Origin of the sequence: Massilia sp. (assembly GCF_032106685.1) — a bacterium.
Lineage (GTDB): Bacteria > Pseudomonadota > Gammaproteobacteria > Burkholderiales > Burkholderiaceae_D > Telluria.
The window spans coordinates 127709-142797 of the sequence record NZ_DAMCPG010000001.1 but is presented as its reverse complement, the minus strand read 5'-3'; the positions used below and the strand labels follow the sequence as shown (position 1 = coordinate 142797).

Genomic DNA, 15089 nt, shown 5'->3' with positions numbered 1-15089 from the left:
TCAGAGTCTGAATTACGCGCGGATCGAAGCCGGACTCAGCGATGATATATCGATCCGGTCGCCGACCAGGCGAATTTGGGCCGGCTGGCGTGCCAGCTCGGCCGGGAAACCTTCATCGAACGTGCGATAGACGCCGGCGATCGACACCAGCTCCGGCTGCAGCGACAGGCCGAAGATGCGCGAGGCGGCGTTGCCCGAGGCGCCGGCCAGGGCGCGGCCGTGCATCGGCGCGTAGACGTGGATGCTGCCGTCGGCAATGATTTCGGCGCCGTTGTTGACCACCGCGGTGATGATCAGGTCGCAGCCGCGCGCGTAGACGCGCTGGCCGGCGCGCACCGGGGTGTCGACGATCATGGCCGGCAGCGGCGCGGCCGGCGCCGGCGCCGGGACGGGAGCAGGGGCCGACGCGGGCGCCGGTGTGGGCGCGGCGGTGGCGGCGGTGGCCGCGGCGACGTCCTCGCGGGCGCGGTCGGCGCCGGCGCCGTCGTCCAGCGCCAGGCCCAGCGCCTTGACGGCCTCGGCCATCTCGGGCGTGGCGCCGCGCACGGCGACCGCGTTCAGGCGGTATTTTTTCAGCAGGTCGACCAGCGCGCGCCAGTCGATATAGGCCGTCCCGGCGGCAAGCGCGCCGACGTCGATGACGGCGAATTCATCCTCGAAAAAGTCCGAGACCCCGCCGGTCATCTGCTTCAGGGCCGCATCGATCGCGATCGGATCGGACGAATGCAGGATCGCCGAGATCGCGACAACCGTGGAGATCTTGATTTCGATGGGCAGGCTGGACGGACTTTTCGACATAAACAGTTCTGGTTGGCTATAGCCCGTGCATTCTACTGTGAAATTTGCCTAAAAGGGCAGCGTTTCCAGCATCATTCCCAAGGGCAATTTCGGATGCTTGTCTGTTCCAAATTTTGCCCTCCGTCATGGAGAAAGTGGCATTCCAATCTGTCGGTCAACACAGGTTGTTTTCCATGAATAAGCTGATAAGATTGATCTGGCTCAAACGCTAACACGGGCACGAAATTAACATGCGAAGTTTCCGCCGGACCGTACCGGCGGCAATGCGCAGCTGCGGTCGACTATTTACGGCCGCGCCCGCCAACATCGCATACGGCCCATCACCCCTTGCCCAGCTAGTTACCGGAGACAAACATGGAAGACGTCGTGATCGTAGCAGCCGGCCGGACCCCGGTCGGCAAATTCGGCGGCTCGCTCGCCAAGATTCCCGCCGCCGAGCTCGGCGCGCACGTGATTCGCCAGCTGCTGGCCAAAACCGGCATCGATCCGGCCAGCGTCAGCGAAGTGATCATGGGCCAGGTGCTGACGGCCGGCGCCGGCCAGAACCCGGCGCGCCAGGCCGCGCTCAAGGGCGGCCTGCCCGACATGGTGCCTGCGCAAACCATCAACATGGTCTGCGGCAGCGGCCTGAAGGCCACCCACCTGGCGGCCCAGGCCATCAAGTGCGGCGACGCCCAGATCGTCATCGCCGGCGGCCAGGAAAACATGAGCGCCTCGCCGCACGTGCTGCCGAATTCGCGCGACGGCTTCCGCATGGGCGACGCCAAGCTGGTCGACACCATGATCGTCGACGGCCTGTGGGACGTCTACAACCAGTACCACATGGGCGTGACCGCCGAGAACGTGGCGCGCAAGTACGAGATCTCGCGCGCCGAGCAGGATGAATTCGCGCTGCAGTCGCAACTGAAGGCCGAGGCCGCCGTCAAGGAAGGCCGCTTCAAGGACGAGATCCTCCCGGTCGAGATTCCCTCGAAAAAGGGCGTCACCGTGTTCGACACCGACGAGTATCCGAAGCACGGCAGCACGCTCGAGGCACTGGCCAGCCTGCGCCCCGCCTTCAACAAGGAAGGTACTGTGACTGCCGGCAACGCCTCCGGCATCAACGATGGCGCCGCCGCCGTCATCATGATGAGCGCCTCCAAAGCGCGCGAACTCGGCTTGACGCCGCTGGCGCGCATCAAGGCCTATTCGTCGGCAGGGCTGGACCCGAGCATCATGGGCATGGGCCCGGTGTCGGCTTCGCGCCTGTGCCTGCAGAAGGCGGGCTGGACGCACCAGGACGTGGACCTGATGGAAATCAACGAGGCCTTCGCCGCGCAGGCGATCGCCGTCAACAAGGAAATGGGCTGGGATACGTCGAAGATCAACGTCAACGGCGGCGCGATCGCACTGGGACACCCGATCGGTGCCTCCGGCGCGCGCGTCCTGGTCACCCTGCTGTATGAAATGGCGCGCCGCGACGCCAAGCGTGGCTTGGCCAGCCTGTGCATCGGCGGGGGGATGGGGGTGGCGCTGGCGGTCGAACGCGATTAAGTGCGGCCGGGCAGCAGCTGTAGGTTCTGAAAAGTGACGGACAAAAACTAGGAGAAGACAATGGCTCGAGTAGCATTAGTGACCGGCGGCATGGGCGGCCTGGGCGAAGCGGTGTGCATCAAGCTGGCCGCTCTGGGATACACGGTCGTCACGACCCATTCGCCGGGCAACACCAAGGCCGAAAGCTGGCTGGCGGCGATGCGCGAGCAGGGGTACAACTTCAAGGCGTACCCGTGCGACGTGGCCGACTACGACTCGGCGCAAGCCTGCGTCAAGCAGGTCGAGCAGGAAGTCGGCCCGGTCGACGTGCTGGTCAACAATGCCGGCATCACGCGCGACATGACCTTCAAGAAGATGGACAAGGTCAACTGGGACGCGGTCATCAAGACCAACCTGGACTCGGTGTTCAACATGACGAAACCCGTCTGCGACGGCATGGTCGAGCGCGGCTGGGGACGCATCATCAATATTTCCTCGGTCAACGGCCAGAAGGGCGCCTTCGGCCAGACCAATTACTCGGCCGCGAAAGCCGGCATGCACGGCTTCACCAAGGCCCTGGCCCTGGAAGTGGCGCGCAAGGGCGTGACCGTCAACACCATCTCGCCGGGCTACATCGGCACCAAGATGGTGATGGACATCCCGAGCGACGTGCTGGAAACCAAGATCATCCCGCAAATCCCGATGGGCCGCCTGGGCAAACCGGAAGAAGTGGCCGGCCTGGTTGCTTACCTGGCGTCGGATGAAGCGGCGTTCGTTACTGGTGCGAATATCGCGATCAATGGCGGGCAGCATATGTCGTGATTGATGGCCGGGCGCGCTAACGAAGGCGCTTGCGTTCAAAAAAGCCCGGCCGGTTACTCGTCCGGGCTTTTTTCTAGAAAACCGTCGTCGTCAAGCGGCCTGCTGGTCTTCAGGGGTCGGCTTATTGACATCCTGGGCGACTTGGCCGTTATGCAGGACAATCACACGCTCTGCCATCTGGATCGTTTCCGGACGATGCGCAACGATCAGGCGGGTCAATGAAATTTGTTGAATGGCTTGGTTGACGGCCTGTTCATTCCATACATCCAGGTGGCTGGTCGCTTCGTCCAGCACCAGGATTTTTGGGTTCTTGTACAGCGCCCGTGCCAGCAGAATGCGTTGTTTCTGCCCACCCGACAGGCCGGTGCCGATATCGCCGATCAGCGTGTTGAAGGCCATCGGCATGGCGGCAATCTCGGGCGCGATGGCGGCGAGTTCCGCGCAGCCGTAGACCCGCTGCATGTCGACCATCGGATCGAAGAAACTGATGTTGTCCGCGATCGATCCGGCAAACAGGGTGTCGTCCTGCATCACCGTGCCCAGCATTTGACGGTAGTTCGACAGACCAAGCGTACCCAAAGGCATCCCACCGATACGGATTTCACCCCCGGTCGGCGTAAGCAGGCCAAGCAGCAGCTTCATCAGGGTCGTCTTCCCGCAGCCGGAAGGTCCGGTGATCGCCACGCATTGCCCGGCGGGGATGCTGAGGTTGAGCTCGCGGATGACCTCGGGCTCACTGTCGGAATAGCGGAAACTCAGGTTGCTGATCTCGATGGACGGCGTGATATGGCTGGCGTCGACTTCGGCCGTATCATCGTCTCGTTCCGCTTCGGCCAGCACGATGTCGGCCACGCGCTCGCCATGCAGGCGCATCATCCGCAACTCGAACAGCTTGTCGATCAGGCTCGCCATGCGCTGGCTGAACTGGTCCTTGTAGCTGATAAAGGCAAACACCATCCCGACCGAGAACTCGTTGCTGAGCACGGCAAGAGCGGCGAGCCAGATCACGATCACGCGCTCGCCACTGAACAGCAGGGTATTGGCCGTCTGATATGAGACCGACAGTCTGGCAATACGGAGATGGGCATTGAATTCGTCGGTCAGCGAATTCATCCAGCCTGAACGGCGCTCTTCGCTGCGTCCGAACAGGCGAATGCTCTGCATGCCGCGCACCGTCTCCATGAAGTGGCTCTGCTGTTTCGCGGCGTGGATGATCTGCTCGGAGTTTGCATCGCGCAGGGGGCGGAATATTACCCAGCGCAGCAGCCCATACAGCAGTACGGCCAAGCAGGCCACGGCGGCAAGCGTCGCGCTATACAGCAGCATCATGACGAGGGTGCCCAGCACCAGGATGCCATCGATGACTCCTTCGACGAACTGCGTCGTCAGGCTGGTCTGGATTTGCTGGATCGACCCGAAGCGCGAAACGATATCGCCGGTGTGACGCTTCTCGAAGTAGGGCAGCGGCAGTTTCAGGAGATGGACAAAGGCATTGCCCAGCCATTGCAAGTTCAGGCTGGTGGCCAGTACCGTAGTCACCCAGGAACGCACGGCGCCGATCGCGGTCTGGAGCAGCACCAGCAGCAGGAAGCCGCAGCCCAGTACCGTGATCAGGTCGCGGTCTGACGCCAGCAGGGCTTCGTCCACGATCCACTGCATGTAGAAAGGAGCGATCAAGGCGCACACCTGCAGGGCCAGGCCGAGCGCGAGTAGCTGGAACAGGCCGCGGCGCAGGCCAATCACATGTCCCATCAGGGAAACCAGGGAGAACTGCTGGCGTTCTTCCTTGGGTGTGAATTGCGCGGTCGGCGTCAGCTCGAGAGCAATACCGGTAAAGTGCTTGCCGAACTCGGCCAGCGGCATGGGACGCTCGCCGACGGCCGGGTCGTGCACGACAACATGGTTGGCCGATACCGACTTAAGCACGACAAAGTGGTTCAGGTCCCAATGCAGGATGCAGGGTAGCTTCAGTTCAGGCAAGTGTTGGAGGTCCAGCTTGAGCGGACGCGTCTGCAACGACAGGCCGCTTGCCATTGCCATCAGGCCCTTCAGATTTACGCCCTTCATCGACACGGAGAAGCGGCGGCGCATGCTTGGGATATCGGTACGATGGCCCCAGTAGCTGGCGACCATTGCGATACAGGCCAGGCCACATTCGGCCGCTTCGGTCTGCAGCAGAACGGGCAACCGGCGGCTGTTCCAGAACGCTAATTGGGAAAGGGCGGTGAATTGCATAGCTCAACTGGGATCAGGAATGAGCCGGCCTCAGGAACAAGAACATGGTCGGCAGGTTGGTCGGGAAAGGGCGAGCCTACTTATAAACGCCCCGAGATGCTGAACAGCGGTTCCAACACCCATTCGTAGAGCTTGCGCCGCTCGAGCATGACGCTGGCGTCGACCAGCATGCCGGAGCGCAGTGGCATTGGCGCACCATAGGCCCGGACGGATTGCTGGTCGAGCTCTAGCCGGATGCGGTAGACCGGCTCCGACTGCGCTCGGCCTGGCAATGCCGCTGTTGAAGTCGGCAGCTCCTCCAGGCGTACTGAGGTGGTAGCGACCTCGCGCACGCGTGCTGGGTGCTGGCCGAACTTCTGATACGGGAAAGCCTGGTAGCGCAAGAGGGCCGTCATGCCCGGCTTGATGAAGCCGACCGCGCGCGACGGCACATACATTTCCGCTTCTAACTTGTGCCCTTCCGGCAGGATGGAAGCCAGCGAGGTTGCGGTGCCCACGGTCTGACCGAGATTCGCGGCAATCGCCGTGATCGTCCCGCTCTGGCGTGCCCGGACAGGAATTTCACGCCGCGCTTCGTTCTCGGTCAAGTCCTGCTCAAGGATGGACGCACTACGTCGCAAGGCATTTTCGTCACGCAGCGCCTGCACCGCGATGTCCTGTTCCTCCGCTTTAGTACTCGCCAGGTCGCGCTGGGTCGCGGATCGGATACGTTCGATCTCGAGCAGGCGCTGGCGCTGGTCGAGCAACTCGGCTTGCCGTTCCTGCAATTGCGCCGCCGAAATGTAATTCGTCGCTTTCAACTGTGCGAAGCGTGCAACGGTCTGTTCGGACAGGGTAATGCGCTGCTGTTGCATCAGTGCCTGATTGTCGAGCCGCCTGATTTCTCCCTGCAGATCCTGTGCGCGCTCCTGCAAGGCGGCACGGCGATGTTCGGCCTGTGCCTTGGCCTGCTGCAGCTCGGTATGAAAGCTGTCGCGACGCTGCGCCAGCAATTCGGAAATGAGAGCTTCCGTCGAGCGTGGATCAGCAGTGCTGCGCTCGCTGGACACGACGAACAGGATGTCGCCTTCACGCACGAATTCGCCTTCCTTAATACGGATCTCCTTAATGGTACCAACTTGACTAGGAAAAATTCGGATCACCCCGGCGGTCGGGACAAGCAGGCCCTGAATCGACGCTTTGCGGGTTGTTTCGAAAAAGACGAAGAATGTCATTAGCAGCAATGTCAGCGTTGCGAACACGAAAGTGAGAACCGAGTGACTGACAGGACGGGTCAGGATGACGGTACCGTACTGCCGAACTGTTACGTGTTCGACAGCCTGCTGACGAAAAAAAGTATTTGGCGTCGCCGTGGAAGACTGCTTGGAAAGTATGCTTTCCGCCTCGTCGTTCGATGGCGTAAGGTCGTCGCGCAAGTGCATATTCCCTCAAGTCGGCTTCAAGAAAAAACATAGCCAAATTATTGTAAGAGGGAAACAAAAAATATGTATAAAGTAAAGTTAGAAAATTAGATACAAATCAATAGATTGATATATTTGAATTGTAGGCCGGAGGCCTCCCTGCTATTGGGCTAAGTTCAAGGCTGTTTTTAACATAGCTCAATTTATACAAGCTACCACATCTGTTACGCGGTATTGACACTACACCCGTGCTGACGTGATGGTAATTGTGTTTTTGTTATCAAATAAGCTCGACACATAATTTTTGGACTTCATACATCGACATAGATCGAGCACATCAGCAGCATACTAAAATTTCAGCCAAACACTTGCACGAGCGCAACATAGAAATTTTTCTCAATGTCACTATTGATTGCCTTGTGGCACTTTTACCCTTTAACTAAGCGGAGGAAATATGCGTGCATTGACGATGGACGAGATTTCGATGGTGTCAGGTGGTGACCGAGGTGACGCCACTGCGGGCGGCGCAGTTGCAGGTGGAATAGCCGGGGGCGGAGCTACTGCTGCGGTGGCTCGCGCGGCAGCTGTAGGAGCACTTCGAGGTGTAGCATTTGGCGCGGTGGGAATTATTGGCGGCGCAGTTATTTTTGGAGGAATTGCTTACGTTGCATATACTATAGCAAGCTAAAAATCAAGTGCAGCATTTGCTTGGCGCCACTATGACATAGTGTGCGTCAAGCAATTTCTATATCAAATTTTAAAACGGAGGCCGCCGTGAGTGAACATCGAACAAACCATGTTGCATTCGACTTCCTTGTGTTGGGTCTTACGTTGTCGACGACATATATCTTACTTCCGATATTTTTCAGAAGAGATGTCACTGTATCGCCACTTGTTTTATTCGGCATTATTTTCTTTGCTAATATTTCGAATTCTTTCATACCTGATAAAGCTACAGATAGAATCTTTTCCCTACGTTTTTTTGCGCGATTGGTGATCTGTGGTATTTTTTCATCTTTTCTTGTTTTGATATCGACAATTGTAAGATCGGTAGCCTAAAAAAGCTTTGAATGAATACGTTATGCTGCTGAATTGGTACAGGCTGGAGCGGATAGAAGGAAGGCAGATTCTTTCCTTTGCGCTAAGTGACTTGATGTGTTTTAGCCTTCATGACACGTACATGACCCCGCTAACGACAAAATTTGGTTAAAACTTATTAAGTAGTCACGCAAAATTTATTGTGAATTCGCTGCCGAAAGCTTTCATCAGGGACTGAATCTCGCGCAGTAAATCGGTGCCGTTGACGCTCGCGAAGCAGCGCCATAAGTACTTGGCATGCTTCCACAGGATCTCGATTCGATTGAGTCCTGGACTATAGGATGGCAAATAGTACAAATGCAGACCTTGTCTGGCCTATCGCCGTCGCTGCTTTTCTAGCAGCGCCCTTGTGAATCCCAGCGTTATCGAGCAAGACGATGCGTGGCACGGAATGTGGACAGGTCGCTATCTGATCAACAAAAGCGATGGCATCGTTGCGTGTGGTCGGTCGTTGCTGAGGACTCCAAATCAACTCGCCGCCGTGGCGCAATGCCCCGAGTACGTTGACGCGCTGCCGATGCGCCAGCGGTTCGACTGAGCGTGTCTGCCCGATTCAGGGCCATCTATACTGCACTTGCGGATTGGGACTGAAGCCAGACTCATCCAAGTACAGCAGTTCGCACCGGCGCTCACGATCGAGTTGGGTCAGCGCTCCAATCACCTTGCTGGCGCGTTTGAACGCCTCTTGGTTCCTTTTTTAAACTGTACCGATACCGTTTATAGGCGAACTTCATCTCCTTGAGATACCGTACAGCGGTGCTCTCGCTGATCGCTGCTTATTTCTGGCCATGCCCGACATGGCTTAGCAAAGCAACGACTGTGCCGCGCTCCGATTGCGCCAATTTGCCCAAAGCTTGCTGCTGGGGTGTCCATTTTTTCGGCCGACTAGTATGACGTCCTCGTAGAGGCCGGCTGGTCCAAGCCTGTTCCAGCTCTGCCGCCATTGCTCGACGCTGTTCAAATGCACCGTAAACTCATCGGCTGTCTGCTGCAACGTCGATCCCTGGCTCAACCGAAGATCCCTTGAGCCCGCATCCTTGTCCTCGAATATGGATGAAAAACGTCCATTTCGGGCAGCGTTCGCCGCTCGTCCTCGCATAGTTTCAAACGTTTCATCGCCTCAGCTCCTTTCGCGTTGCCTAATCGACTTTGACAGAAAAAATTGCGAGACTACTTAGTAATTGCCAAGAGCGCGTCTTGCCCTCCTCGTTTTTTGTATCCTGTACCTGCCCCACAGCCAGGCCAAAAACAATGGACGCCACCGACACCTCTTCCGTCATCCTTCTCCCGAAGCAACTGCGCTACGAACACTTCGTACGCCGCGTCGCCGCCACCGGCGAGGTCTGGGGCCTGTACCGTGATGGCTGGGCGATCGGTAAAACCGACGATGGCGCCCTGGTGTTTCCGCTCTGGCCGTCAAGCGAGCTGGCCCGGCAGTGCGCCGTGCTCGAGTGGGAAGGCTATGAACCCCACGCCTTCGCCCTGCAGGAACTGTTGGATGAGCTGCTGCCCCAGCTCGAGAACGATGGCGTATTGCCGGGCATTACCTATACGCCGGACGAATACGGCTTGACGCCAACGCACGATCAATTGCGCGCCGACCTGGAAGGGCGGCTGCGCCGGCATGGCGAGCCGGCCTCCTCCGACCGAAGCGAATAAGACCGAAGAGATACCCCATGCATCCACTGCCGCACGATGGGCTGGCCCTGGCCAGCCTCGATGAACAATTGTTGGTTCCAGGCGTCAAAGGTTTGCCGATCACCGAGCCGCTGCACCAGGGCGCGATCGGTGTCCAGGGCTGGAAAGTGCTGCATGCCGACACCAGTTTCCCGGTCGCCGTGCTGAAGACCTCGGCCCTGAAGCACAACCTCGACTGGATGCGCCGCTTCTGCGAACGCCACAAGGTTTCGCTGGCGCCGCACGGCAAGACGACGATGAGCCCGCAGCTCTTCGGCGCCCAGCTCGCCAACGGCGCCTGGGGCATCACGCTGGCCAGCGCGACCCAGGTGCAGGTCGCCCACCGCTTCGGCGTGCGGCGCGTGCTGCTGGCGAACCAACTGGTGGCGCCAGCCGACATCAAGGCCATCCTCGCCCTGCTGCATGGCGACCCCGACTTCGAGTGCATCGTGCTGGCCGATTCGCTAACCGGGGTCGCGCGCCTGGCCGAAGCGGTGGCTGCCCATCCCTTGCATCGTCCCTTGTCCGTGCTGGTCGAACTGGGGCTGGCCGGCAAACGCGCCGGCTGCCGCACGCCTGAGGAAGCATTGACGGTGGCGCGCGCGGTCGAGGGCGCCCCTGGCCTGCTGCTGGCCGGCTTCGAAGGCTACGAAGGGCTGCTGGTAACAAGCGACCGCGAGGCCGACCTGCGCGGCGTCGACGCTTTTCTCGCCCAGCTGGTGGCGCTGGTGCAGAGCGCCGACGACGAGGGCCTGTTCACGGGACCGGAGATCCTGCTGTCGGCCGGCGGCTCGTCCTATTTCGACCTGGTCGCACGCGGCTTCGCCCATGTCGGGAAGCTGTCGCGGCCGGTGCGCGCGGTGCTGCGCAGCGGCTGCTACCTGACGAGCGACCACGGCACCTACGAGCGCCACATCCGCGAACTGAACGCCCGCGAAGACGAGCCCGATGGCCTGCGTCCGGCGCTGGAAGTCTGGTCGATGGTGCAGTCGCGTCCCGAGGCTAAACTCGCCATCCTTACCATGGGCAAGCGCGACGCATCCTACGACGCCGACCTGCCGGCGCCGCTGTTCCACCACCGTCCCGGCCCCGGCGCGCCGCACGCGCTGCCGCCGGGCTGCGAGATCGTCAAGATGAACGACCAGCACGCCTACCTGCGCCTGCCCGAGGGGCATCCGCTGTGCAGCGAACTGGCGGTGGGCGACCTGGTCGGCTGCGGCATTTCGCATCCGTGCACGACCTTCGACAAGTGGCAGCTGCTGCTGGCGGTGGACGACGATTACGCCGTGCGCGGCGCCTTCAATACCTTCTTCTGAAAGGGCGGGGCGGTAGGCTACAATTCTTGCTCGACCTTCCAGAGAGCCGCCATGCCTGCCACCCCACCGTCGCTGTTCCCGCCGATCCAGCCCATCCGCCACGGCATGCTCGCCGTCGACGAGCTGCACACGATCTACTGGGAGGAAGTCGGCAACCCGAATGGCATCCCGGTGCTGTTCCTGCACGGCGGCCCGGGCGCCGGCCTGTCTCCCCAGCACCGCCGCTTCTTCGACCCGCACGCCTACCGCGTGATCCTGTTCGACCAGCGCGGCGCCGGCAAGTCGACCCCGCTGGGCGAGTGGCGCAACAACACGACGCAGCTGCTGATCGAGGACATCGAGCGCCTGCGCGTCATGTTCGGCATCCCGCAGTGGCTGGTGTTCGGCGGTTCCTGGGGCTCGACGCTGGCGCTGGCCTATGGCCAGGCGCACCCCGAACGCTGCCTCGGCTTCGTCCTGCGCGGGATCTTCCTGTGCACCGCGGCCGAAGTCGACTGGTTCCTGCATGGCGTGCAGTGGTTCTATCCCGAGCTGTACGAGGAATTCATCGCGCCGATCCCGCCCGCCGAGCGCGGCGAGCTGCTGCAGGCCTATGCACGGCGCCTGCTGTGCGACGACCCGGCCGTCTACTGGCCGGCGGCGCGCGCCTGGAGCCGTTTCGAGGGCCGCCGCGTGTTCCTGCTGCCGCAGGAGGAAGAGCAGCCTTCCGACACGCTCGACCTGGGCGTAGGCCGGCTGGAAGCGCACTACATGGCCAACGGCGCCTTCCTGTCGGAAGACCAGCTGGTGCGCAACATCGGCCGCATCGCCCATTTGCCGGCCGTGATCGTGCAGGGTCGCTACGACGTGATCTGCCCGCCGCTGTCGGCGCACCGCCTGCACGCGGCCTGGCCGGGCGCGAAGCTGCGCATGATTCCGGACGCCGGCCACGGCGCGCTGGAAACGGGCATCGCGCGCGCCCTGGTCGCGGCCACCGAACAGTTCAAGCGCAACAAGCGTTTCGATTCGTGATTTCTGCAGGCGAGGCGTATTTCTGCGCCGCGCGTGCGGCTGCTACACTACGCCTGACACACCCACAACGCCAAGAAACGTGTTCCCATGAATATCCAGATTAGCGACATCGGCCACATGATCCAGCTGGCGATCGCGCCCGTGTTCCTGCTGACCGGCGTGGGAACCAAGCTGACGGTGCTGACCAACCGCCTGGCGCGCATCATCGACCGCACGCGCGTGCTGGAAGACCGGCTGCACATCGCCGCCAACGCCGAGTACACCGAGGAACTCGAAGTGCTGTACCGGCGCTCGCACCTGATCAACTACGCGATCAGCTCGAGCACCGCGTGCGGCTTCCTGGTTTGCCTGGTCATTGCCATGCTGTTCTTCGGCGATTCCACCAACATCAGGCTCGACAAGTACATCGCCGCCTCCTTCGTGCTGGCAATGCTGGCCCTGATCTTCAGTTTCGTCTTTTTCCTGCGCGAGATCTTCATCTCCTCGCGCTTCATGCGCTTGCGCCATGACGCCAGCCTGGCGCCGCCGGTGCGCCGCAATTAACCCAAGAATCGAGTACCCCATGCACGACTACCAGCGCCCTCCCACCCTGCACCGCTACGGCATGCGCAGCGACCTCGAGCAGGCGCTCACGGCCGGCCAGTTCCGGCTCGTCCCGACCGGCGGCTTTTTGACCCTCTCGTTCTCGCGCGCCTGGAACAAGGCCCTGTTCGACGTGCTGGCGCCGGCCGACTGCTGCCTGGTGATCCACAACACCGAGGAATTCGGCGAACGCCTGCACCGCGCCGTGCAGCGCGCGCTGCCCAACTGGGCCGGCATCGACGGCGCCGTCGAATACGGCTCGCGCTCGCCGCTGGGCGCCGCCTTCACCAAGAGCGCGGCCCAGGCGCGCGAGCAGGAGTGGCAGTTCGCCTGGCGCTCGCTGTCGCCCAGCGCCAGCCTGAATCCGGTGGTGGTGCGCATTGGCAGCATCGAGCAGTTCGCTGAGTTGCGGGCGCCGGAGAGTCATCTCGTCTGATCGGTTCGCGCACGTGGGGAAGGTGGGTTCGAGAACCCACCCTACGACCGCGATCCGTAGGGTGGGTTCTCGAACCCACGCGGTACGACACATGCACATCGAAACGCCACCCGACGTTTAGAACCCCCGCTCCACGATTTCACGGTTTAATGCCGTGATGACTACCACCGCCTACCCCCACCTGCTCGCACCGCTCGACCTGGGCTTCACCACGCTGAAGAACCGCGTGATGATGGGCTCGATGCACACCGGGCTCGAAGACCGCTTCTACAACTACGGCAAGCTGGCCGCCTTCTACCGCGAACGCGCGGCCGGCGGCGTCGGCCTGATCGTCACCGGCGGCATCTCGCCGAACCGCCAGGGCTGGCTGCTGCCGATGGGCGGCACCCTGAATTTCCTAGGCGACGTGCCGAACCACCGCCGCGTCACGCGCGCCGTGCACGAGGAGGGCGGCAAGATCCTGCTGCAGATCCTGCACGCCGGCCGCTACGGTTACCAGCCCTTCGTGGTCTCGGCCAGCGCCACCAAGTCGCCGATCTCTCCCTTCAAACCGCGCGCGCTGACCGAGCGCGGCATCGAAGCCACCATCCGCGCCTATGCGCGCTGCGCGAAGCTGGCGAAGATGGCCGGCTACGACGGCGTCGAGGTGATGGGCAGCGAGGGCTACCTGCTGAACCAGTTCCTGTGTGCGCGGGTGAACACGCGCGGCGACCAGTGGGGCGGCCCGATCGAGAACCGCATGCGCCTGGCGCTGGAAGTGGTGCGCCGCATCCGCCAAACGGTCGGCCCCGACTTCATCATCATGTACCGCCACTCGGTGCTCGACCTGGTCGAAGGCGGTAATACCTGGGACGAGGTCGTCACCGTCGCCCGCGCACTGGAGCAGGCCGGTGTAACGATCCTGAACACCGGCTACGGCTGGCACGAGGCGCGCGTGCCGACCATCGTCACCTCGGTGCCGCGCGCGGCCTTTGCCGGCGTGGCGGGCCGCTTGCGCAAGGAGGTCGGCATTCCGGTGGTGGCGTCGAACCGCATCAACATGCCGCACGAGGCCGAGACCTTGCTTGCGCGCGGCGACGCCGACATGGTGTCGATGGCGCGTCCCTTCCTGGCCGATGCCGCCTTTGTCGCGAAAGCGGCGAGCGGACGCGTCGACGAGATCAACACCTGCATCGGCTGCAACCAGGCCTGCCTCGACCACACCTTCGCGAATAAACGCGCCAGCTGCCTGGTCAACCCGCGCGCCTGCCACGAGACCGAACTGGTGTACGCCAAGACGAACACGCCACGCCGCATCGCGGTGGTCGGGGCGGGACCGGCCGGCCTGTCGGCGGCGACCGTGGCGGCCGAGCGCGGCCACCGGGTGACGCTGTTCGAAGCGTCGAGCCGCATCGGCGGCCAGTTCAACGTCGCCATGCAGGTCCCCGGCAAGGAGGAGTTCGCCGAGACCATCCGCTATTTCGGGCGCAAGCTGGACACGACCGGCGTGCAGGTCGAGCTGAACCGCCGCGTCACGCGCGAGGAACTGCTGGCGCAGGGCTTCGACGAGGTGATCGTCGCCACCGGCGTGCGCATGAGGAAGCCCTCCATACCCGGCATCGAGCACCCGATGGTGCTGTCCTACCTCGAGGTCCTGCGCGACAAGGCCCAGGTCGGCAAACGCGTGGCGATCATCGGCGCCGGCGGCATCGGTTTCGACACCGGCGAGTTCCTGCTGCACGATCCCGCACACCCGCTGCCCCAGCCGGTATCGACCTGGACCGGAGAGTGGGGCGTCGACCTGAACGTCTCGACGCCGGGCGGCCTGGTGCAACCGGTGCCTGCCCACCCCTACCGCCAGTTGTGGCTCCTGCAGCGCAAGACCACGCGGCCGGGCGCGGGCCTCGGCAAGACCTCGGGCTGGGTGCACCGCGCGGCCTTGCAGCGCGGCGGCGTCAAAATGATGGCGGGCGTGCAGTACGACCGCATCGACGACGCCGGCCTGCACATCACGGTCGGCGGGAAGCAGCAGGTGCTGGAAGTGGACAACGTGGTGATCTGCGCCGGCCAGGAAAGCCTCGATGAGCTGACGGTCGCGCAAGCCGGTGGCGGGCCGCGCTTCCACAAGATCGGCGGCGCCTCGCTGGCGGCCGAGCTCGATGCGAAGCGCGCGATCCGGGAAGGGGCGGAGCTGGCGGCGCGTTTGTGATAAATGGTCGTGGG

Annotated in this window: 14 protein-coding genes; 8 read left to right on the top strand and 6 right to left on the bottom strand. The window is 62.0% G+C overall.

Annotation, left to right across the window (positions count from 1 at the left end):
- Positions 1-12: 12 nt before the first annotated feature.
- Positions 13-798 (bottom strand): septum site-determining protein MinC, encoded by a 786-nt coding sequence (gene minC / locus RT688_RS00590; RefSeq protein ID WP_313702914.1) that lies wholly within the window; start codon positions 796-798, stop codon positions 13-15.
- Between the two features lie 354 nt (positions 799-1152).
- Between minC and RT688_RS00585 the strand changes: the two genes are divergently transcribed.
- Both RT688_RS00585 and phbB read left to right on the top strand, forming a co-directional pair.
- Positions 1153-2331 carry an acetyl-CoA C-acetyltransferase gene (locus RT688_RS00585; protein WP_313702913.1) on the top strand — a complete coding sequence of 393 codons (1179 nt, stop codon included), beginning with the start codon at positions 1153-1155 and terminating at the stop codon, positions 2329-2331.
- A gap of 60 nt (positions 2332-2391) precedes the next feature.
- Positions 2392-3132 carry an acetoacetyl-CoA reductase gene (gene phbB, locus RT688_RS00580; RefSeq protein WP_313702912.1) on the top strand — a complete coding sequence of 247 codons (741 nt, stop codon included), beginning with the start codon at positions 2392-2394 and terminating at the stop codon, positions 3130-3132.
- 90 nt (positions 3133-3222) lie between these two features.
- On the opposite strand, the gene RT688_RS00575 is transcribed toward phbB, so the two are convergent.
- From RT688_RS00575 to RT688_RS23825, 5 genes are all read right to left on the bottom strand, one after another.
- Positions 3223-5367 (bottom strand): peptidase domain-containing ABC transporter, encoded by a 2145-nt coding sequence (locus RT688_RS00575; protein WP_313702911.1) that lies wholly within the window; start codon positions 5365-5367, stop codon positions 3223-3225.
- Between the two features lie 80 nt (positions 5368-5447).
- Positions 5448-6782 (bottom strand): HlyD family secretion protein, encoded by a 1335-nt coding sequence (locus tag RT688_RS00570; protein ID WP_313702910.1) that lies wholly within the window; start codon positions 6780-6782, stop codon positions 5448-5450.
- Between the two features lie 1209 nt (positions 6783-7991).
- Positions 7992-8162, bottom strand: coding sequence for a transposase (locus tag RT688_RS23835; RefSeq protein ID WP_409521857.1), 171 nt, complete (start codon positions 8160-8162; stop codon positions 7992-7994).
- The gene (locus tag RT688_RS23830) at positions 8140-8418 is read right to left on the bottom strand and encodes a transposase (protein WP_409521864.1); all 279 of its coding nucleotides are present in this window, start codon (positions 8416-8418) and stop codon (positions 8140-8142) included. The genes RT688_RS23835 and RT688_RS23830 overlap by 23 nt, the downstream gene beginning before the upstream one ends.
- 249 nt (positions 8419-8667) lie before the next feature.
- Positions 8668-8964, bottom strand: a complete 297-nt coding sequence (locus RT688_RS23825) for a helix-turn-helix domain-containing protein (RefSeq protein ID WP_409521856.1) — start codon at positions 8962-8964, stop codon at positions 8668-8670.
- Between the two features lie 152 nt (positions 8965-9116).
- Here RT688_RS23825 and RT688_RS00565 point away from each other — a divergent pair, with 152 nt between their 5' ends.
- The 6 genes from RT688_RS00565 to RT688_RS00540 all read left to right on the top strand — a co-directional run bounded on the left by RT688_RS00565 (position 9117) and on the right by RT688_RS00540 (position 15075).
- Positions 9117-9524 carry a DUF2750 domain-containing protein gene (locus tag RT688_RS00565; protein ID WP_313702909.1) on the top strand — a complete coding sequence of 136 codons (408 nt, stop codon included), beginning with the start codon at positions 9117-9119 and terminating at the stop codon, positions 9522-9524.
- Between the two features lie 17 nt (positions 9525-9541).
- Complete coding sequence (locus RT688_RS00560; RefSeq protein ID WP_313702908.1) at positions 9542-10858, top strand: amino acid deaminase; 1317 nt, start codon at positions 9542-9544, stop codon at positions 10856-10858.
- Positions 10859-10909: 51 nt separating this feature from the next.
- Positions 10910-11869: a prolyl aminopeptidase gene (pip, locus tag RT688_RS00555; protein ID WP_313702907.1), complete on the top strand. Its 960-nt coding sequence runs from the start codon at positions 10910-10912 to the stop codon at positions 11867-11869.
- Positions 11870-11956: 87 nt separating this feature from the next.
- The gene (locus RT688_RS00550) at positions 11957-12412 is read left to right on the top strand and encodes a DUF2721 domain-containing protein (protein ID WP_313702906.1); all 456 of its coding nucleotides are present in this window, start codon (positions 11957-11959) and stop codon (positions 12410-12412) included.
- 19 nt (positions 12413-12431) lie between these two features.
- The gene (locus RT688_RS00545) at positions 12432-12887 is read left to right on the top strand and encodes a hypothetical protein (RefSeq protein ID WP_313702905.1); all 456 of its coding nucleotides are present in this window, start codon (positions 12432-12434) and stop codon (positions 12885-12887) included.
- A gap of 157 nt (positions 12888-13044) precedes the next feature.
- Positions 13045-15075, top strand: coding sequence for an NADPH-dependent 2,4-dienoyl-CoA reductase (locus RT688_RS00540; RefSeq protein WP_313703144.1), 2031 nt, complete (start codon positions 13045-13047; stop codon positions 15073-15075).
- Positions 15076-15089 lie beyond the last annotated feature (14 nt).